Below are 21,078 nucleotides of genomic sequence, written 5' to 3' on the forward strand. Positions count from 1 at the left end.
ATCCAGCTGTTTTATATTCTTCGTTTTATGGCCTTATTATATGCCTATTTTCCTAAGCTTTTAAAATTAGATATTTCATAAAGTTTAACGCCTAACTTAACAAAATTCTGTAAGTTTCTTTCCTGGGTCGAAGCTCTAGGTTCCCACAGGCATGTTTTAGAATACCCAGGACCATTTTTAGGCTTAAAACACCAAGTTGAGCCATCCAACCCTCTTGTATTGTCTTCCTTTAAGGTAGCTTGAACTATTCGATACAAGTCTTTCAAGTAGATGGCTGTATCGGAATCTAACTTTGCCATTGATTCATGCTTTACTGTTGTTTTCAATGGCCAGTTGGTTGAAACAGGTTCAATGTATTCTGACAATAAATAACTCACTTCACCCGAGCAGAATTTGAAGTAATGACTCCCATGAAAAGAAGTGGTAATTTCAAACTCAAATAACTTGCCTCCAAGCACGTCGGTTTCTGAACAATTAGGAAGATCGTTAGAAAATGCATTGAAGCTAAATACTATTAATAAAGCTAAGGTCTTGTTCATAACTTAAAAGGCATATAACACTTTAGTATTTATGCGACACGCAGCTTGTGTTGCATAATCGCTTGTTGGACTGAGCCGCTACCTGCTCGGTGTTACAGAGTTGGTGTTGTTTATGCTATAGCTTACTTAGAAAAAATAGGCTTTTTGGAGAGTCTCTCCTAGCTAGTGTAATCAGTTTAGCTAGTGTTACGTAAGCTTTCCCTGCATTGCTCAGCGCTTATTATGTATTCATTACACCTAAATTTGCCTTAATAAGCAATTATATTTTTTACGCGCACAGAGGCCGCTAGCCTGAACAATCAAGCTGGTTAACCAATTGATTTTACGCAGCTATCTAGCTGTTAACTCGTTCTACTTTGGTCATTGTTGTGTAACTCCACCCAATTTAGTACAGCTATTTCGTAGAATTTTATGCAGCCTCAAGATAACCAATTGGTGTCATATCGCCTAGTGAATCATGAGGTCGCTCATAATTATAAATATCTAACCACTCATCAGTGATTTCACGTACTTCTTGCAGTGACTCAAACAAGTATAAATCTAGCACTTCTTCACGGTAACTCCGATTAAACCTTTCCACAAAACCATTTTGGTAAGGACTGCCTGGCTCTATAAATTCCAACTTGATGTCATTTTTCATTGCCCAATCTTCGAGTGCCGTTGAAGTAAATTCTGGGCCATTGTCCACTCTAATCTGCTTTGGTTTTCCTCGCCAAGCAATAATTTGTTGTAGCGTTCTAATAACTCGTTCAGAAGTTAAGCTTGTATCGACCTCAATCGCCAGTGCTTGTCGGTTGAAATCATCCAGCACATTCAGTGTTCTAAAACGATGTCCATAGCTTAATGCGTCACTCATAAAGTCCATTGACCACGATTCATTATGTTGTGTCGGTGCACTTAATGGTTCAGGTGTTCTTGTTGGAATACGGCGCTTCCCCTTACGTCTCAAGTTTAGTTTTAGCATGTTGTAAACGCGTTCAACACGCTTTTTATTCCACGGCTTACCCTTATTGCGAAGCCTTTTGAATAGCTTAGGCAGCCCCCACCTAGGATGGCGCTCTACCAGCGCAAGTAATGCGTCGATAACTTCATCATCTGACGGCCGTTTATGTTTGTAATAAAAAACTGAGCGGCTTAGCCCTGCCACTTCACAAGCAAATGCGACGCTGACGTTAAATTGAGCTCTTAAATGCTCTACCCAAGCTCTGCGCCTACTTGTTTTTACAGCTTTTTTGCGATGATATCCTCAAGCATCGAGTGCTTTAGGCTAAGCGTTGCAAACATATCTTTTAGCTTACGGTTTTCTTCTTCAAGCTCTTTAAGTCGCTTAACGTCTGAAGCTTCCATCCCGCCATATTTTGAGCGCCATTTATAAAACGTACTTTGGCCGATACCATGTTTGCGGCAGATTTCTGGCACAGGAATACCTGATTCAGCTTCCTTGATCATGCTGACAATTTGGGTTTCGGTGAACTTGCTTTTTCTCATCGTAAATTTTCCTATTTTAGTTAATGGAAAATTCTACTTATGAACTGTTTCATTTTTTGGGGGAGTTACACTTGGGATGAATCTTTATTCTTAAGTCACAACAAATGTGGGACAGTAATAAAGTTTCATACTAAGCGGGGCTGTAGGGCCAGTATTTTGGTTTGAAAAATTGTGAATGGGAAAATATAGTTTCATACTAGATCAGATAAGCATCTCAGATGCTAACTAAACACAAACAATAAAGTTTCATCTAATAGTCAATTAATATTCTCATTAACAATGACAATTTCTCTACTTAACGATCGCTTATCAAAAAACAAACAAAGCTTCCACCTAAATATCAGTTACTTAGCCCACAAAATATGGGGATTACTTACTCTTTACTAGCCTCATATTAATATAAAAGTTCTTTCTATTACGTAAATTGACTTTTACTTATATTCAACCTTCTTTGAAGTAAGGTATTTCTAACCTGTTTAAATGACATTATTTCAGAAAGTGGCATATTCAAACCATCCTTAAGCAATATTTCATCATTAAACTTTAATATATCCTCTATTGACTTTTTATTGTGAAATTGGATTACAAACTCATCAAATAACTCATCTGTAATTTCAATATAGGGGATAGGTAAAGACTTAAACTCTGACGGAGTCAATTCTAAGACCCCCCCGCCATAGTACCTACCTTGAATTTCAGCAAATGCTAAGGTCATTGAGTTATAAAAGGAAAAAATCAATGACTTTATATCAAACCCTTCTTTCATTTTAATTCTGTAAGATGCATCTGTAACCAAAGCTGACGCTTCGTTATAGATTAATTTGGGGTAATCGTGGCATCTTTTAAAGAAAAACCCTTCTGCAATCCATGCCCCCGGTACCTCATACCAGTTTTCTCTCAAGGTGCATTTATAACGTTCTGGAATTTTCTGTTCAACTCCTGACTTAAGATACTCATTATGTTTTGGGTTGCTTGGATCTGATTTAGATAAATCTAAGAAGAATGCAGGTTTCCCATCTTCTATGAGCTTCCCCATTTTACTCTTGGAAAGCTTTACGCAGCCATTCACATAAATACCTTTCTGAACAATAGGTTGGCTTAACAACGTCAAATCATATTCATCAACGGTAGATTGCGAAGCTATAAAGTAGCTATTTGCTGCGGTAACAATACCAGGAATAGTTTCACAATAATCTATTATTTGAGGTATTAATTTCTTTACCTTATGGGCATGTGTGATCTGATACTCTAATAATGGATATGCGCTCCACTTTAATTTTTGTTTTTCCAACGAGCGCTTACGCTTTAATTTAAACTTCCTATTGATTAGGCATGAAGATGAGCTAATAGTGGTGAAATACAAACCTTCTGACTCATGAGCTTTATATAAAAATAAAATAATCGTATCTTGCTCAATATTTGGAAAAACATTCGAAGAGAAAGTAAATATTTCAATCCGTTCAAAGTAATTCAGCAGAGTTTTCTGAATACGTTCTCCAAATTTCACTTTCAATATTTCTGCTGGTAGGACAAATGCAATTATTCCCTTCTCAGCTACTCTATAAATCGCATCACTTAAAAACGAAGTCCATATATTATTTACCTCACTACCAAAGCCTTGTGTCTTATCATGAGCTTTACGACAACTTTCTTTCTGCTTCTGAGACAGCAGTTTTTTAGAAATATAAGGTGGATTACCAATAATAAGATCATAACACTTATCACTTTTTATGCTCCATTCAAGATAATCTGCATGAAATATATTGTAATCGTTAGGCAAGTTTAGAGCGTGTGCCTTTTCAACAGCAGCCAAGTCTAAGTCTATTGCATCAACCTTATAAAAAAGTTCAGACAACTCCTCATGTATGGCACTTAAAAAGACACCATCACCGCAACTAGGCTCAAGAATATCAAGACGCTTTTTCGAAGAATACAAGTCTCCTGATAAATATTGAACCATAAAAGTAGCTAAACTTCTTGGGGTGTAGTAGGAACCACTTTTTTTACTCACTTTTTAGCGTTCCTTGCACTGAAGGTATAAGCACTTTTCACCATGACATCAATCGAAACTATCTCTATATAGTACATCAATAAAGAACTTCTTGTCTGCAGGTAAAAAATTTAATTTAAGTAAAAGGAATTTGATTGTTCGTAGAACAACTTATGCTTACTTATCTCCGTACTCGCAAATATAGGCTATTAGACTCCTATATTCAGAAGATAATAATTGGTATGTTGTTAGCTGCTCTTCAGATAATCGGTCTCTTTGGCGATCCATTTTATTTAAATTCTCCTCGATACGATGGAGTTTCCACAAAACACTATGTCGCGTTAATCCAAGTTTTAATAGCCTATGTATGAAGCCACCTAATTTAGTCAAAGGATAAATATAACCTTTATCATTCCTAGCTAAATGCTTATCGTATTCAGAATCACATGGATCAATTATTCCCTCTTCATCAATCACTGAAGTTAGATGGCACTCGGAAGGCCAGTAATCTGATTTAGCTCCATTGCAAAATCGGCAAGAGTAAATAAGGTTTTTATAGTCAGTTTTCAGTTCATCAAACTTCTTTTGTGGTGCGAAATGATCAACATGAAACGCTACTGCTGCCCCTAAAAATTTATCATCGGCATCACAATAACCACAACGTTTATTAAAGTCTTCTCTAAGAAATCGCTTATAACTTCTATATGTAGCGTATTGCTTGATCTCACTTCGTCTTTGGGGAACTAATCTTCGTAAAGACATAGGGAATCCTTTCATTTCTTCTAATTTTTATCAATTTCTTCTAATAGCCTATCTGAAAGGCTGATCAAGGAATCTAACTTAGCTAAGCCATCATAGGACTTTATTTCTTTAGGAATTTTAATATCGTTAAATATAAACATCTCAATTTCATTACTTAACTCCACTAATTCCCTTTCTTCTATTTCCGTTAGGTCCCTTTGCTGTAATATCGTGAATAACCCTTGTTTCTTGCTAAGTAATCTTTCTAATATTCCACGATTAACATGAATTTGTTGAATAACTTTTTGGCTAAAAACAGGTCTATCATTCTCATCTTCATGAATCTCTTCCTTATCGTGAATCCAGTTCACATCCAAAGCGACATTAATTGCTTCTCCTTCATAGCTTGTTAAAACGAAGCAAGGAAGTTTAGATTTAATTTCTTTAATCTTTTTAATGAGATCAACGCCATCATATGTTACTTGAGGCTCTTTGTCTTTCAATCGAAAATCGGTTACTACAGCTTCAGGAGACTCAGCAATAATAAACTCGACCATATCATCAAGTTCAAACTCAGGATGGACGATTATAAGGTCACAACTTTCTTTATTTACAAAATTAAGCTTAAAATCTGTTCTGGCTTCGGGATCTTCGTCAACATAAATTACTTTAAACTTGGAGCTCATTTTCTTCCTTATAAATTCTTTGGTATTTGAATCTCTAATCCAAAACCACTTTTATCTAACAGTAGCTTTGTATTACCCCTGTATTCATTAATAGTACTTTTAACCATCCACATTCCAATTCCAGTCCCCTCATCTTCACCACTATGCTCATTAACCTTTGTGGTGAAGAAACACTGAAAAATTCGTTGTGGATTTACTATATCCTTCGACAAACCAGGGCCAGAGTCCGAATAAATAATTATAACATCTGTCTCATTACTGTGGATTTCTATATTAATTTTTCTTAATGAAGGTGCATCCTTCTGGGAAAAAGCTTCAACACTATTCACTACTAAATTATTAAAAATACAATCCAAATCAATTTCAAAGCACTTTAGAGCAATATCTTTAGGAATAACGTCTACATCGAAATCAATACTTCTATCATCTAGCTTTTTTTCCCATATTTTTTTCAACTGCTTTAAATACTGATCTAAATAGACTTTTCGTCTTCTTCTTTTGTCCTTCTTAACACCAAGAAGTGAAAAATTAATCCAATCTTTCATGGAGTTATCTTGATTTTTAAATATTTTAATACGCTCTATTGAGTCTAGCAAGTCTTCAGTAAAATCAAGATTATTATTGATAGAATACTCATGATTAGCCTCAAGAGTTCTCTGAACAGGTATAAACCTTTTTACTAACTTTCCATGTAAAAGTTTTAGATCGTGACTAAATGAAGAGCTAATAGTACCTATTGTTGCCAGACTTCTTAAAATCTTTTGCTCTTCCCTTAATTCTTCAATTTGTTCTTTTTTCTTTTCATACTGAGAAGCTAATAACTTTAAATTTTTCTGCTCAGGAGATACCTCTTCCTCATTATTACCTTCCTTGTTTTTTGAACCTTCTAACACTTGCTTAGATATTGTATTTGCCTGCTCTTCCTTTTGGGACTCTGCATTTTTTTGATCGTAAATAGCTTTCAATTCAGCGCCAATCTCAGCTCGATCATTTTCAAAGATTTCTAGTATTTTTAATATTACTGACTTAAATTGTGCAAACTCATCATTTTCTTGGATCCCTTCTCGGCTTGACTTATCTGCTAATCTAGGGTTATTCACACGAGAAATACTCACAACTCCAGAAATTTGGTTAGGCCTTACCCTCCAGCCACCATCAGGATTACCTATACCGGCGGGGCTACTAGCTGCTCTATCCCCTAAACCAAGCCAATCTTTCGCAGCACCGGGTTCACCATAAGGCCGAACTCGAAAATTATCTCTAAAAATCCTAATGCCACCAAAAGTATCAGCCCAACTTTTTCTTGTAGATAAGTCAAAAGACTTATATAAAAACTTTTCACGATCTTCCTTACCTGGACTGCCTAATTTGGAAAAGTAGAAACTAAGCGAAAAGTTACCGATAGAATCAAACTCATCAAGTTTGGGGAAGAGGTTTTTAAGGGTCAAACAATGCCTTTGTCTACCTTTCTTAAAATCATCAATTGAAGAGCCTAAATTTTTAAACCTTTCTGATTCATAAAACTCTTCTGGAAACTCTGAAACTTCAAATTCATTTCGATCTATATCAATAACAACTGAATTATCATCACCTAATTGGGCACTTACCTTGTAGTCAAAATTTGTATTGACGGCGGACGATATCTTTTTATTAAGCTCACTATATTTATTTGAAACAAAAAATAATGAGAAATTATCTTTTTCATTCGGTGGTATTAAAGTTTCTAAGCTATCGCAAAGCCTTTTTTGTCTTTCTTTGTGCCAGTTTTCTTTGTTGTAATCACAACAAATAACTACACCATGGTTTTTAAACTTAAAACCCAAATCATTATCAAAAATATCTTCAGGTAAGTACTTTGTATGAAATAAATTATCCAGTGCACCATAATCTAACTGCGCTTTAACGCTATCTAGAGTCTTACCTTCTGCAAGAAAATTCTCCCACCAATTGTACCACTCTAGACATGAATTATTTTTATCTAGTTGATAGTACTCTTTGTCAGGATAGACATAAACGCTTGATAAAGCTCCTAATTTATCAAGTGCAAATCTACCTAATCCTTTTGCCCCAGATTTAATCCGAATGAATTTTTTTGTGGTTGGTGACTTTTCCTTGTTATTAGTCCCAATAGTCATCCAGTTGTTTTCTATGGTCTTTTCATTCATTCCGTGACCATCATCAACAATCCAAACTCGACATAAATTGGTCAACCAGCTGACTAATAATTCATATGATGTACTCTCTTTTAAACTTTCATCAGAAGACGATATTCCAATTTTATAGCAATCATCTGACAGCCTTTTAAAAAAGCTTGAAAATTTATCAAAAGACGGTGAAGCGCTGAGATATTCGAACTCTTGATGAGTAAAGCTAGAGGGAATTTCATCGAAAATATGTTCAAAGTAAACTAAACAAGTTTCAGCATCAGCATCATATGAATTTTTAATGAGCTCAATAACTGCACTCTCTGCATTGGCAATATTTTCCGCACCAATTAAACGAGCAGCACGAGCAGAGACTTTAAAAGGGATTTCTTTCATTTTTAATCATTAACTCCTTTCAATTTATCAGAGGTAATTTGTAAGCAGCATTTCATGTAAAAGAATAGCATCTATGTCTCTGCCTATTTACCAAAAATTATAATTCACTTTATTTATTAAAAACAATAATTTTTATTTATTTCAACACTATTAGCATCCGTTCAGCCCACCTTTCTACTTTTTCTTCTGTAAGCTTTCCGATATTTTTTGAAGGTTGATGCGACACACTTTTGTGATTGCCTTCACCAACCAGTGCATCAAAGTATTTCTTTGGCCAGCTGAATTGGTTGCTAAGCAGCCCTTGTTCTATCTCCAATATAAAGTCTCGTAACTTGCCTTTTGGCGCTAATGCTTGAGCCGAAATGATTTTGGTGGCGATGGATGCTCTACCATCTGAAGTATCCACTTCTAACAGGAAATAGCCTTTGTTTTTATATTCAACTCGTACTACAGCCATACACCTCGCAGACCAACCATTCATCAAATGGCTTCTACTTCGGCCAACAGCAGGCAGCTTACGAATGACAGGATTATTTTGCTTAACACCATGCTATTTTTCTAATATCTTCAGCATTTTGAAGAAGCTATCGAACTTATTTAGATATAAGTGGGCGTTGTCGGTTTGGTCATCAAGACCATCAACTACAGCCCGAGGCTTATCACCACGTGAATTTGAATCATCGGTGCTTACCTCGGGTGGTAGGGTGCTGGGTTTGTCCTCGTCCTCTTTGCCCCCTAAGCTATTCCGAGCTTTGGCGTAAACTTTACGAGTGCGAGGAACTCTGTTGTATATCCGCTGTGTTGCATCACAGAATATCAATGCAGACTCGTTATCTTCGCTTCCATCGCTTTCTTCGTCGATTTCTCGCTGCGAAGGCAACTGTGGGTAGGTGCCACCTTTTCCTTTACCCGAACTAGGTTTGATTTCGGTTGAGTTTGGGTGCGAATAACCAATATCCGAAATATCAGGGAAGAACAAACCATCTAACAATTCTATGCGATTGATAAACCAGGTGCTTTCATCAAGTGACTTCCAACCTCTTGCCGCCACTTTTACACCCTTGAGCTGAGGTGGATCGAATCGAAACGTCCAACGTTCTACGTTAGGTGCCCTAACTCGCTCTTGCGAAAAATACTGATAGATACTGTTAAACGCGTTTTTAATGTCACTGTTTAGTAATATCCAAGCGATTTGATGTCTAAATCCTTCATCATCAAACAGTACTTTTGGGCATAGTGTTGTTGGTAAGGCGTTGATCACGAGATCCAAAGGAAACTCTCTATCATCGTCGTTTGGGTCTTGGTCAACGTAAAACTCTAAGTCGAGCGCACTATTAATTAATGCGGCGTTTGCCAGATAGTTGTTTGTAAAAAATAAGCCTCTGGCCAGCTCCAACTGTGGTAAATAAATTGTTTTGCCTGCACTTTCAAACACAAAGCATTTTTGCGATTGTTCTTCGCTCAGCTTATACGTCACTAAACCGCTGTCGCCCACCGTGGCGGTTTGCCAAAATGCACGGTCGGGTAAAGTAAATTCAATCGGGAAACCTAGGGGCAAGGCATCAACTGTTTGGTTTAGTACGACTTGTCGGCTTAAATAGGGTAGCTGGCTAAACTTAAGGGCTTTGCGCGTAGATTGCTTAAAACGAACACCAATATCCCAAGTTTTGCGGTTATTGTATTTAAACAGATTACCTATCGCCTGTATTCTGGCGTTGTCTGGTAGCGTTTTAAATCTATCAACTTGGTTCATACTTTACTGCAAATCCTAGCAATTGCGACGCGAGTGGCCGGGTCCTTTTTTCGTTTAGTCCTGCCATACGTTCAATTCGCCAAGCTTTGAGTATTTGATGTTTTGCAATACAACGAATACATGCCACAGCGATACGACGGCATTGGTATTCCTCTATAGTTTCACAATATTTATTAAAAAACAATTTACATAAAGGTAACTTATGTGTTTTTTTGATCTGAGACAATGGAATGTTTGCGTGAGTTGCGAACCAAGTGATTGTATATCGCGCAGTATCTAATTGATTTTCAAATTTATTCATTAAATTAATTAGTTGCCTAACAAATTCCTTATCTCTTTTCGGCCAATCAACCCTACTTGGTTCTGCAACATTTGGTCGCATCGATCCTTGATTAAATTGCATGAGCCACTGTTTGTCATGCCGATATAGCCATGTGTAAAGGTGAGCAAAACCGGTTTGCCTTGCGCCTTTAACGCCAAACTTGGCCACAGCGCTTTGCCACTTTGTGCGACGAGTTTGGTCAACTACCACAGGCTCGGTGTATACGACCATCGGATGGCGCATCATAAACCGTTAACCACGGCTTGTAATCCTGATACTCGCCAGTACCACGCCCCTCTTTTATCCAGCTAAGATATTGCGTCTCAGTATGTCCAATCTTCCTAGACATAATATACCGCTATAACTGATTGAAATTTCACCATAGCTAGAGTGAAAGTGTGATGCAAATTTATTAATTCATGAAGTCACTGTGAGCGCTCAAATCCAGTGAAAACGTCAACTAACTCTGGCCAGAGTTAAAAAATTAGTGTTACTTTACAGCATCTTCATAGCCACACCTCTAAAATGGAGTTGGCCAAAAGGCACACCGCAGCAATCAGTAGAGAAAACCCGCGGCATGTAGATTCAAAGCACTGCCCCTTGGCAATTAATCTACAAGCCTCATCAGCTCCTTTTTTACTCATAACACCTTTTACCTCTATCTTGCCCTTATCTCGTAGTTTCATATTGAATACCTCTTTAAAGTACAATTATTTGGATACAAAACAATCTAGCAGAGTCGGAAAGATGGATTTGAGGTACAGCAAAATAGCCGAGACCGTACACCAAAGGCATGTCTTGAAGGTAAGTATCTCGGAGACATAACCTACCAACTCTTAGCTTGATGACGTCATTATTCGTAATTGCGGCTGGAATGTATTTTAAACTGGATTAATAAATAGAGTGGAACCAATTCGAGTAGTGCTATCAGTGAATTGTTAGTTGAAACAAAAATGGCGGCTACTCCACATCTTAACTTTTGTATAAGTTATGGCACCGGACAGAACCGCATAATCAGTATGAAACTTTATTGTTTGGGATGAAACTTTATTGTTTGGGATGAAACTTTATTGTTTGGGATGAAACTTTATTGTTTGGGATGATACTTTATTGTATGGGGTGAAACTTTATTGTTCACCCACATCTGAGGCGCTTGCGCGCCTTTTCTTATTCTACCGTTACACTCTTTGCGAGGTTTCTCGGTTGGTCAACATCGGTGCCTTTGATCACGGCTACATAGTATGAAAGTAGCTGTAGTGGGATGGTGTAAACCACTGGGGCGATGATGTTTTCTACGTGGTTGACGTTCATTACTCGCATGGTGTCGTCTGAGGCAAAGTTTGAGTCTTTGTCTGCAAATACATAGATGATACCGCCGCGTGCGCGTACTTCTTCAACGTTTGATTTGAGCTTTTCAAGCAGTTCGTTGTTTGGTGCAACGACGATGATTGGCATATCCGCGTCGATAAGCGCGAGCGGGCCGTGCTTTAGCTCGCCTGCTGCATAGGCTTCGGCGTGGATGTAGGAGATCTCTTTAAGCTTAAGCGCGCCTTCCATTGCGATTGGGTATTGTGAGCCACGACCTAAGAACAATGAATGATGTTTGTCGGCGAATTCTTCTGCAAGAAGTTCAATACCATCCGCCATTGTTAGGGTTTCTTCAAGCTTGGTTGGCAGGGTTTTGATGGCGTTGACGATTGCACTTTGGTCACGGCCTTTTTCCTGCGCGATCGATGCCGTTAGCATCAATAAGCCAACTAATTGGGTCGTAAAGGCTTTTGTTGATGCCACACCGATTTCTGCGCCTGCTTTGGTCATAAAGGCAAGATCTGACTCACGTACAAGTGATGAGCCTGGTACGTTACAGATGGTCATCGATGCCATATAGCCTTGCTCTTTGGCAAGACGCAGTGCCGCAAGCGTGTCTGCGGTTTCACCCGATTGTGAAATGGTTACCAATAGGCTGTTTTCGTGAACGAATGAGTCGCGGTAGCGAAACTCTGAGGCAATTTCAACGTTACAACTTACGCCTGCAAATTGCTCTAGCCAGTAGCGCGCCACCATGCCTGAGTGGTAAGACGTACCACATGCGATGATCTGAACGTGTTTTACATCTTTAAAGATTTCATTAGCGTTGTCGCCAAATGCGTCGATACTGACGCGATCGTTGTCTAAACGGCCTTCAAGTGTGTTACGTACGGCCATTGGCTGCTCGTAGATTTCTTTTAGCATGTAGTGGCGATATTCACCTTTGCCCGACGCATCTTGCGTGATGTTAGACTCAACCACTTCGCGTTCTACAGGATTGCCGTTTATGTCGAAGATTTCTACCGTTTCGCGAGTAATGCGTGCTACATCGCCTTCTTCTAAAAAGATAAAGCTGCGGGTTACTGGTAATAGCGCGAGCTGATCAGAGGCGATAAAGTTTTCGCCAAGGCCAAGACCGATCACCAGTGGGCTGCCTGAGCGTGCCACGATGATTTCATCTTGGTTTGCTTTATCAAATAATACCGTACCGTATGCACCTTCAAGCTGTTTTACCGCGGCTTGCACAGCAGCAAGTAATGTAGTGTGCTGTTGTCTGAGTTGATGGATCAGGTGCACCATTACTTCGGTGTCGGTGTCAGATAAAAACTCATAGCCGTCTTCTTTGAGTGCACTGCGCAAACCTTCATGGTTTTCAATAATGCCGTTGTGTACTAGCGCAATTTCGCTGTTAGAAATATGCGGGTGCGCGTTAGCCTCTGTTACGCCGCCGTGTGTTGCCCAGCGCGTATGCGCGATACCGGTAGTACCTTTTACTTCTGCATTTTCAAGCGCAGATTCTAGGTTTACCACTTTACCTACGGCTTTCACACTGTTGAGTGCGCCGCCTTCGCAAAGTGCTACACCCGCAGAGTCATAACCACGGTATTCAAGGCGTTTTAGGCCTTCGATAAGAATTTTGTTTACTGGACGCTCAGCAACAGCGCCTACGATTCCACACATAATCTCTCCATTTTATTTGCACGTTGTGTGTAATTCAGCACAGATAAGCTGTATGCCACGTGCTTTGATCGCTTGGCGAAGGTCATCTGCCAAGTTGTTGTCGGTGATCAAAGTGGTGATCTGTGCCCAAGGTATTTCTAAATTCGGAATTTTACGGCCAATCTTGTCGGATTCGACCATCACAATCACTTCACGGGCTGACTTTGCCATCACACGGCTCAGCCCAATTAATTCGTTGAATGTGGTTGTGCCACGTTCTACATCAATGCCATCGGCTCCAATAAAAAGCTGATCAAAGTCGTAGGATTGTAGTACTTGTTCTGCTACTTGCCCTTGAAATGATTCAGAATGTGGATCCCACGTCCCGCCGGTCATCAATAACGTTGGCTCATTTTCAAGCGATAACAAGCGGTTGGCAATATTCATCGCATTCGTCATGACGACTAAGCCACGCTTTTGCGCAAGCTCTGGGATTAAGGTTTCGGTGGTTCTGCCACTATCAATAATAATGCGATTGTGATCTTTAATAAGCGCTGCGGCGGCTTTCGCGATGGCTGTTTTACGTGCTGAATCTTGCTCGTCTTTACCCGACGCCGTGATCTCTTTAGGGAGGGCAATAGCACCGCCATAGCGGCGCAGTAATAAGCCACTTTTTTCTAATGCCGTTAAATCTTTACGAATCGTAACTTCTGATGTTTCAAACTCAGCCGCGAGTGATTCTACGCTGACTTCACCGTATTCATTTACCCATGCAAGGATGGTGTGTCTGCGCTGTTGAGTGTTTCGTTTTGTCATCAAATAAGTTTCGTTTCGAAATTTAAGGCGATTATAGTCGAAACTTTTATATTTGGACAAGCTAATTTTTGTGCAGAGCAAATTTTAACTAGATTAAATATTTTAAAGCGGGTATTTTGTCTAACTGGATATAATAAAGGGACAATTAAATGAACAGACGATTAATATTATTGGCTTTATTCCTTGGCGCGACATTAACAGCATGTGGCGGCTCAGGAGGGTCAAGCGCTACCGATAACAACAATAACAGTAGTGATAGCAATAATAATACTGGCACGGATAACTCCGGCACAGATAACACCCAACTTGAGGCAAAAATAAGCCCAATTCAATCGGTTTATACAGGTGCAACAGTCAGACTTGTAGGAACTAGCAGCGTAGTTTCTGCTAACGCCAAAGTGACATGGTCACTCACCACAAAACCAGAAAATAGTAAGGCGCAAATAGCCGATAAGAGCAGCTTGTTGAGTGAGTTTATTGCGGATGTAGCGGGTAATTATGAGGCTCAGCTAACCATTAAATCTGATTCACAAGAATCAATTGCCAAAGTGTCAGTAAAAGTCACAGATAAACCCGTTGAACCCACCAATAGCGCCCCCACGGCGGTAATTACCCCTTTTAAAGAACGAGCGGTAAAAAGTGAGCAAATAACACTAAGCGCGAAAGACAGCTCAGATCCCGACGGCGACCGCCTTAATTATAAGTGGCAAGTGACCAGTGCTAATAATGCGTTAGACTTCCATCTTATCAATCCAGAAGGGGAATATGCCGTTTTTGTAGGGAGAGACTATGGCATATTCACGATTAGTTTAACGGTACATGATGGCAAAACCTATTCTGATACAGTCACCCAACAGATAGAAGTGTATGACGACAGACCAGAGCTTAAAGCATTGTTGGATGCACCTGACACCGCCAAAGTGAACGATCTTGTTACCCTAAATGCTAGAGACAGCATGCAATACAATTTTGCGACTCCGATGTTTAGCTTCGACAGTATTCCTGCTGGCAGTCAGGCAAAACTGGCCCATACTATGGCATATCTCTCCTTCTTCACCCCTGATATCGCTGGAGAATACAAAGTTCGCTTTACGCTCAAAGATAGAAATAGCGACCGAACAGAGTCAGTAGTAAAAATGATTACGGTCTCAGAGAAACAGGCAAAAACAGGTCAAATTTCGACTTCATTTAACCGTGACCGAAATGCACCTCCGGTACTGAATATAACGCCGGGCCCACTGCTCAACACATTTACCCTAACAGAGCAAGAATTCATCGCCGAAGTCCAAGATCCAGAAGACGCACAAGTAGAGCTACACTGGAAGTGGCTAAATAAACCTGCCGCTAGCCAAGCAACCATTGTTACTGAAGCCAATAATCGCGCTAGCACCCGCTTTGATGTCGCAGGGCTATATGTTGTACAAGCTGATGCATCTGATGGGGAACATACCACCAGTCGACTTGTCGCCATAAAGGTCGAAGATCCGGCAAACTATGCGCCAATCGTTACCGACATAGAAGTAGATGGGAACAAAATCAAAGGTAGCCGTTTAACCCTTAAAGCGAACGCTTATGACAAAGAAGCCAACCCCATTACCTTCACTTGGCTGGTGATATTGCCAAATGGTACGGTCGCCCCCATCGGAACTGAAACAAGTAACACTGCCACATTGCCTTTAACTACCGCAGGCACCTATCAGGTACTTGTTTACGCTAGGGATAACATATCCCCTTACTCAGGACATCAACGCATTACATTTGTCGTCAAGTAAGGTTCGAGGCGGCGCTTAGCTCGCGCCGCCTCTTTGTTTGCCATATATACTAGGGCCTGTTGATCTTTCAAGTTTGTTTTTGCAGCAGTTTGATTGGTATTTATACAAGGCAGAGCCAGCGTGGCATAGTCATTCTATGTAAGTCTGGCGATAAAGACTTTGTGCTCCTGCAAAGTCACCTTACCCCACATCCTTGTGGGGCAACACAGAATAAATGCTAATCAAGCGCTGCCCTTTGGGTTCATCTGAGTGCGCTTTGTTCATTGTTGCTCAACTTTTGCCTAGATTACTAGGCGGCAAGTCGAGCGTCGCGACCAAAACACACTCAGAAGAACAAAAATCAAACAGCAAAGGTCAACAGGCCCTAGAGATTTCTTATTTCCATTGTATCCACACCATTGCTTTGTGAATTAGTAGGACCGCACTCGTCATAGGCTGACTCAACCCTAAAGAAGGCTTGTGTTGCGCCGAGCTCAGACAGCTTTTTCTCGGCTTCTCGCAACGAGTTAAATGGTGTGAGTTTACCCTCTGCATGCATCAAGATGTGTAAGTTTCCATCACTATCTTGACCACCCGCAAGGTAGTGATTTGAATCCGCGTAGCTAAGCACGATGGCATGGAGTTCTTTATTAGCGATTTTTTCTTTGAGTGTGGCAGCAAGCATAGTGCTCTCCTCGATTAACCGACTAATTATTAAACGGCCCATGTGCGTGTTTGGTTCACCTTGATTGTCGTGAATGTTTTGTCGCGAACCTGTTGTCGTGCTAAATCACGACCTACCATCCATTCGTAGGTCGAGGTTTACCTCGACGGGATAATCATTTTATCCATTCGGAACCTAATGTCGCGCTAAATCACGACCTACCATCCAACCGTAGGTCGAGGTTTACCTCGACGGGATAATCATTTATCCATTCGCAAACCTGTCGTGATAAATCACGACCTACCACCCAACCGTAGGTCGAGGTTTACCTCGACGGGATAATCATTTATCCATTCGCAAACCTGTCGTGATAAATCACGACCTACCACCCAAACGTTGGTCGAGGTTTACCTCGGTAGGATAATCATTTACCCATTCGCAAACCTGTCGTGATAAATCACGACCTACCACCCAAACGTTGGTCGAGGTTTACCTCGGTAGGATAATCATTTATCCATTCGGAACCTAATGTCGTGCCAAATCACGACCTGCCATCCAACCGTAGGTCGAGGTTTACCTCGACGGGATAATCATTTATCCACCGCAAACCTGTTGTCGTGATAAATCACGACCTACCATCCATTCGTAGGTCGAGGTTTACCTCGACGGGATAATCATTTTATCCATTCGGAACCTAATGTCGTGCTAAATCACGACCTACCACCCAACCGTAGGTCGAGGTTTACCTCGACAGATTTAATCAAAGGGATTATCTTTAAAATTCATCTCTCAATTGCAAGGAATGCACATGAGCTGGAATGACCTGAGAAAAGGCAGGATATCAATCCCGTACGCGGAATACTTCATTACGTTTAACTGCCATAAACGCACGCCCTATTTTACGGATTATCGGCTGGCACGATTGTTTTGCCAATCTATCTCACATAATGAACAAAAGTTTGAGTGCCGCTGGCAAACATGGGTGTTAATGCCAGATCACTTTCATGGCTTACTGACACTTGGAAATACGCAACTTGGTAAGGTTGTTGGAGAGTTAAAAGGCAGAACCGCTTACCTGCTAAATAAACAATTGGATTCAAAATACAGAATTTGGCAAAGCGCGTATTACGATCATCAGCTCAGGATCACAGAAGATAGGCATACCATTGCCCGGTATATTGCCGCAAACCCACTAAGAACCAAGCTAGTAAGCCACATTGGTGAGTATCCTTATTGGAACTCACACTTTCTGTGATTGACTGGTTAAAGGCTTTCTTCCCAACTCAGTTAACACGCTTCTATACACTGACAAGTTACCTTCTGCCATCACCTCAATGGCAAATTCACTGCACATTTTAGCGCGGCCTTTACGGCCCATTTGCTCTCGTAAAATCGAGTCCTTAAGAAAGCGATTAAGATCTTGGGTAAACTGAGCTTGATCACCAACCGGAGCGAGTAATCCGGTTTCATTGTGCGCAACTGCTTCGGGAATACCACCGGCAGCAAAGCCTACAACAGGCACACCAGATGCGCTACTTTGTAATAATGCGACACCTAACCCTTCCATCGATGCTGGATGTGCAACAATATCAACCGCTGGTAAAATACGTGCTACGTCTTGTCGAAACCCCACCAGCTGAACAATTTTTTGCAGCCCCAGCTCATCTATACGCGCTTGATACTGTTGCAGCTTTGGCCCTCGGCCAAACAGTAATACACGTAAATTAGGATGCTCAGCAATGAGTTGCTTGGCTGCACGCATGATCACATCCTGCCCTTTGCGCTCTATCAGCTGCGCAAAATTAGCCACGACCAAGGCATTTTGTGGCAGCTCAAACTCATCAAGCAACCATTGCCGCTCCGCGCTACTTGGTGTAAAGCGCTGGGTATCGACTGCACTGTGGACTAACTTTACTTGCTCAGGAGCAATACCTTGCGAGAGTAATACTTGGCGGATCCCTTCTGAAATAGCGATAACTTTATCGTAGGCTGGGTATTTTAATTTTGACCACCAGCGCGGCTCGGTGTTATCGACTCGTCTCGATAAAATAACAGGAACATTAAGCGACTTCGCGGCCAGTAAGCCCCACGTATCAACCCCTCGACGACTGTGAATATGAACACAATCAGGCCGATGATGGGCTATAGCCCTTCGTAAACGCAACCATTGCATGACATCGAGATCCCCTGCCATTTTCACGGGTTCCACAACAACTTGCTTATCAACGGCTGCTATTATTTCACTATTAGGCGGGCAAACCAGCACGTTCTCAATGCCCTTTTGCTGTAACGCTTGGGTTAAATACACCACTTGTTGTGCGCCGCCATATAAGTGACGACCCGCTTCAATATGCAGAACTTTCATAGCACTTCTCCTAGTGCGTTCGAGACTCTTTGTGGCGTGAGCCCCACCATACAATCAAAACGAGCCTCACAGGTTGGCCGACGTTTGCATGGTGAGCAAGCAAGTTTATCACTCAGCACACGACCATTTGGATTGAAGGTGTTTTCATACGGTAAGGTTGAGCCAAACAATGCGATAACCGGGGTATGATGCGCCATCGCCATGTGAGTTAGCCCAGTATCAACACCTATCACACCTTTTGCCCCCCGAATGATCTCACTGCACTCAAGCAATGTCGTTTTCCCAGTTAGATTAATGATCCCCGGCATCTGTTTTTCTAAGCGCTCGCTATGAGTAATATCGCTTGGTCCACCCAACATAATAATATGCGCACAAATAGACTGCTTTACTTGTTTATACAACTCACGCCAATGCCCATCTACCCAATGTTTCTGTGCTCTCGTTGTAAACGGACAAAACACCACATAAGGTTGACCTTGAGTATGCTCAAATAACAGTGCTTCTGCGTGTTGTTGTGTCTCTTTTGAGGCAATGAGCGAGTATTGAAACGCCATTTCAGGCGCACCAAAAAATTTCGCTGCAGCTCTGTATTCCGAGCTGATATCAGCAGACCAAGGCGAGGTCACTACCTTATTCATAAGCCACTGACTGCCTTCGCGACTATTGATCCCAACCTTGTATTGAGCACCACTAAGCCAAGCTAGCACGCCACTTTTAAGGAGTCCTTGGGCGTCGAGCACTAGGTCAAATTGTCGACTAGCCAACTGCTTTTTAAAGCTATTAACGTGCTTCAGTAGCGCTATGATCCCCTGTGCTTTTCGCACTTTTTGCCACTCATTGCGAGGCCACAGGATCACCTCATCTAGCAATGGATTTTGTTGTAGCAAGGTCGCGCCAGCTGGCTCTGCTAACCAGCTCAGTTTTGCTTCTGAATAACGTGCCTTTAGTGCAGAAATAAGACCTGACGCCATCACGATGTCACCAATAGCACTGAGTCGGACAATAAGGATATTGTTGTATTGCATTGTTATCTGATCACCATTGGATGTAATCGGGTACTATGGACTGGCCGTTGCGCTTGTTTTAACTGATATAAAACTTGCGATGTGGTTTTGTGTAGTGCGCCATTATGCTCTGCGATAGCGGCTTGCCCAACCTGTATTTGTTGTGCTGTTGCTGCACTATTTTGCCAAAAGCCGATGACTTCTCTAGCTATTTGCTGTGGCTCGTTACCCTCAACAAGTGCGCCAGCTTGACTCAGCGGCGCACATATATCTTCACAATTTCGTCGACTACTTCCCATTACGACGGCAGCCCCTTGGACAATGGCTTCGGCAGGATTATGACCACCAAGCTTAACTAACGAGCCACCGATAAAGGCAACATGGGCATCACGATAAAATGCAAATAGTTTACCCATCGTATCGAGCAGGTACACTTGCGTATTTGCAGTTAGTGTTGGCGCATGCGAGTAACGCTGACAACTCAGCCCACTTGCTTGCAGCAGCTGCCATACCTCATCAAATCTTTCAGGATGACGCGGTGCGATAATTAGCTGAGCTGCAGGGTTTTGCTGTAACAACTGTTTGTGCGCTGCAACCACCGCTATTTCTTCGGTGTCATGCGTGCTCCCCGCAATCCATGTCAGCTGAGAGGGTTTTTGCGTTGGGTCGGCATATTTCAGTTCTGGCCAATCGTATTTGATATTACCGCACATCATCAGTTTTTCAGGTGGTACACCTAACTCGCGAAAAGCTTGATAACTTAGCTCACTTTGCGGCAGGATTTTATGCACCTTGGAAACCATAAAGGTAAAAAGACCTAACATTTTGGCATAACGATTCTTTGATCTGTCGGTCATGCGGGCATTCACCAGCATCACTCGACTGCCTTGGTTGCGCGACTGACGGATAAGGTTCGGCCACCACTCCATCTCAACCGACATGGTCAATAGCGGATTAAAATGCGCCAAAAACGCACCAACCGTCAATTGAAAGTCCAGTGGCAAATAGGTGTGAATGACTTGTTCCCCCCAGTTGCGCTCAATATAGTCGGAACCTGCAACCGTGGTGCAAGTAAAAACAATGGGTAAATGAGGATGCTGTTTACGCAGCTCAGGAATAAGTTTAGCAATAGCGGCGCATTCGCCGACAGAAACGCCGTGTAAATGAATGCAGGCGGGTAACCGCTTACAATCGTAGACACCCAAGCGCTGTAAAAAGTGCTTTTTATAACCCGGCTTACGTAGCCATTTTTTTAATAAGATCAGCGCAATCAAAGGTAAACATAACAATAGGATACTGTTATAAACACCAATCCAAAGTGAATTAGCTGATCTTCTACGAAGACGAGAGGTTGTCTTAACCTTAGCCATAGTTACACCTTGTTATTCAAGCCTGAATTAGCCCCAGTGTAACTATGGTTTTTGACACTAAATTGACAGTAACTCCATGCTG

General features: G+C 41.2%; 17 protein-coding genes and 1 pseudogene. 2 read left to right on the top strand and 16 right to left on the bottom strand.

The features are described 5' to 3' along the window. Positions 1-44: 44 nt before the first annotated feature. The 12 genes and pseudogenes from CWC29_RS16280 to CWC29_RS16330 all read right to left on the bottom strand — a co-directional run bounded on the left by CWC29_RS16280 (position 45) and on the right by CWC29_RS16330 (position 13,842). On the bottom strand, positions 45-539 hold the full coding sequence (locus tag CWC29_RS16280; protein WP_138524968.1) for a hypothetical protein: 495 nt from the start codon (positions 537-539) through the stop codon (positions 45-47). 409 nt (positions 540-948) lie between these two features. Then, a protein-coding gene (locus CWC29_RS16285; RefSeq protein ID WP_408004171.1) for an IS3 family transposase occupies positions 949-2,027 on the bottom strand; the annotation gives its coding sequence in 2 pieces (ribosomal slippage) (positions 949-1,775 and positions 1,775-2,027; 1,080 coding nt in all). A gap of 415 nt (positions 2,028-2,442) precedes the next feature. Further along, positions 2,443-4,038 carry an N-6 DNA methylase gene (locus tag CWC29_RS16290; protein ID WP_138524988.1) on the bottom strand — a complete coding sequence of 532 codons (1,596 nt, stop codon included), beginning with the start codon at positions 4,036-4,038 and terminating at the stop codon, positions 2,443-2,445. A gap of 156 nt (positions 4,039-4,194) precedes the next feature. Further along, positions 4,195-4,779 (bottom strand): HNH endonuclease, encoded by a 585-nt coding sequence (locus tag CWC29_RS16295; protein WP_167815444.1) that lies wholly within the window; start codon positions 4,777-4,779, stop codon positions 4,195-4,197. A 20-nt stretch (positions 4,780-4,799) separates the two neighbouring features. Next, positions 4,800-5,444, bottom strand: a complete 645-nt coding sequence (locus CWC29_RS16300; protein WP_138524984.1) for a hypothetical protein — start codon at positions 5,442-5,444, stop codon at positions 4,800-4,802. Between the two features lie 8 nt (positions 5,445-5,452). Then, positions 5,453-7,984 carry a sensor histidine kinase gene (locus CWC29_RS16305; RefSeq protein ID WP_138524982.1) on the bottom strand — a complete coding sequence of 844 codons (2,532 nt, stop codon included), beginning with the start codon at positions 7,982-7,984 and terminating at the stop codon, positions 5,453-5,455. 136 nt (positions 7,985-8,120) lie between these two features. Further along, positions 8,121-8,519: pseudogene (locus CWC29_RS23800) on the bottom strand (Tn7-like element transposition protein TnsE); the annotation flags it as partial. A 15-nt stretch (positions 8,520-8,534) separates the two neighbouring features. Then, on the bottom strand, positions 8,535-9,737 hold the full coding sequence (locus tag CWC29_RS16310; RefSeq protein WP_235956597.1) for a transposase: 1,203 nt from the start codon (positions 9,735-9,737) through the stop codon (positions 8,535-8,537). Next, positions 9,724-10,290, bottom strand: coding sequence for a TnsD family Tn7-like transposition protein (locus tag CWC29_RS16315; protein ID WP_235956598.1), 567 nt, complete (start codon positions 10,288-10,290; stop codon positions 9,724-9,726). Before CWC29_RS16315 ends, CWC29_RS16310 begins: the two co-directional genes overlap by 14 nt. Further along, entirely contained in the window at positions 10,259-10,408 is a 150-nt protein-coding gene (locus CWC29_RS16320) for a hypothetical protein (protein WP_235956599.1), read from the bottom strand. The genes CWC29_RS16315 and CWC29_RS16320 overlap by 32 nt, the downstream gene beginning before the upstream one ends. An 818-nt stretch (positions 10,409-11,226) precedes the next feature. Further along, positions 11,227-13,047 carry a glutamine--fructose-6-phosphate transaminase (isomerizing) gene (gene glmS, locus CWC29_RS16325; RefSeq protein WP_138523899.1) on the bottom strand — a complete coding sequence of 607 codons (1,821 nt, stop codon included), beginning with the start codon at positions 13,045-13,047 and terminating at the stop codon, positions 11,227-11,229. Positions 13,048-13,059: 12 nt separating this feature from the next. Continuing rightward, positions 13,060-13,842: a DeoR/GlpR family DNA-binding transcription regulator gene (locus tag CWC29_RS16330; protein ID WP_128727237.1), complete on the bottom strand. Its 783-nt coding sequence runs from the start codon at positions 13,840-13,842 to the stop codon at positions 13,060-13,062. 149 nt (positions 13,843-13,991) lie between these two features. Between CWC29_RS16330 and CWC29_RS16335 the strand changes: the two genes are divergently transcribed. Further along, the gene (locus tag CWC29_RS16335) at positions 13,992-15,614 is read left to right on the top strand and encodes a PKD domain-containing protein (protein ID WP_138523897.1); all 1,623 of its coding nucleotides are present in this window, start codon (positions 13,992-13,994) and stop codon (positions 15,612-15,614) included. Positions 15,615-15,978: 364 nt separating this feature from the next. Here the strand turns inward: CWC29_RS16335 and CWC29_RS16345 are convergent, their stop codons facing one another. Further along, positions 15,979-16,278: a DUF6482 family protein gene (locus CWC29_RS16345; protein ID WP_128727234.1), complete on the bottom strand. Its 300-nt coding sequence runs from the start codon at positions 16,276-16,278 to the stop codon at positions 15,979-15,981. Positions 16,279-17,065: 787 nt separating this feature from the next. On the opposite strand from CWC29_RS16345, the gene CWC29_RS16350 reads away from it, so the two are divergent. Continuing rightward, a complete protein-coding gene (locus CWC29_RS16350; protein ID WP_138524509.1) occupies positions 17,066-17,512 on the top strand; it encodes an REP-associated tyrosine transposase in 447 nt (148 codons plus the stop codon). Here CWC29_RS16350 and CWC29_RS16355 read toward each other — a convergent pair. Genes CWC29_RS16355 through CWC29_RS16365 form a run of 3 tightly spaced genes read right to left on the bottom strand, consistent with a single transcriptional unit; the run spans position 17,498 to position 20,996 of the window. Further along, positions 17,498-18,622 (bottom strand): glycosyltransferase, encoded by a 1,125-nt coding sequence (locus CWC29_RS16355; RefSeq protein WP_138524511.1) that lies wholly within the window; start codon positions 18,620-18,622, stop codon positions 17,498-17,500. The genes CWC29_RS16350 and CWC29_RS16355 overlap by 15 nt on opposite strands. Beyond that, complete coding sequence (locus tag CWC29_RS16360; protein ID WP_138524513.1) at positions 18,619-19,647, bottom strand: glycosyltransferase family 9 protein; 1,029 nt, start codon at positions 19,645-19,647, stop codon at positions 18,619-18,621. Before CWC29_RS16360 ends, CWC29_RS16355 begins: the two co-directional genes overlap by 4 nt. Positions 19,648-19,649: 2 nt before the next feature. Then, positions 19,650-20,996: a 3-deoxy-D-manno-octulosonic acid transferase gene (locus CWC29_RS16365; protein WP_138524515.1), complete on the bottom strand. Its 1,347-nt coding sequence runs from the start codon at positions 20,994-20,996 to the stop codon at positions 19,650-19,652. Positions 20,997-21,078 lie beyond the last annotated feature (82 nt).

This window comes from Pseudoalteromonas galatheae, from assembly GCF_005886105.2.
Lineage (GTDB): Bacteria > Pseudomonadota > Gammaproteobacteria > Enterobacterales > Alteromonadaceae > Pseudoalteromonas > Pseudoalteromonas galatheae.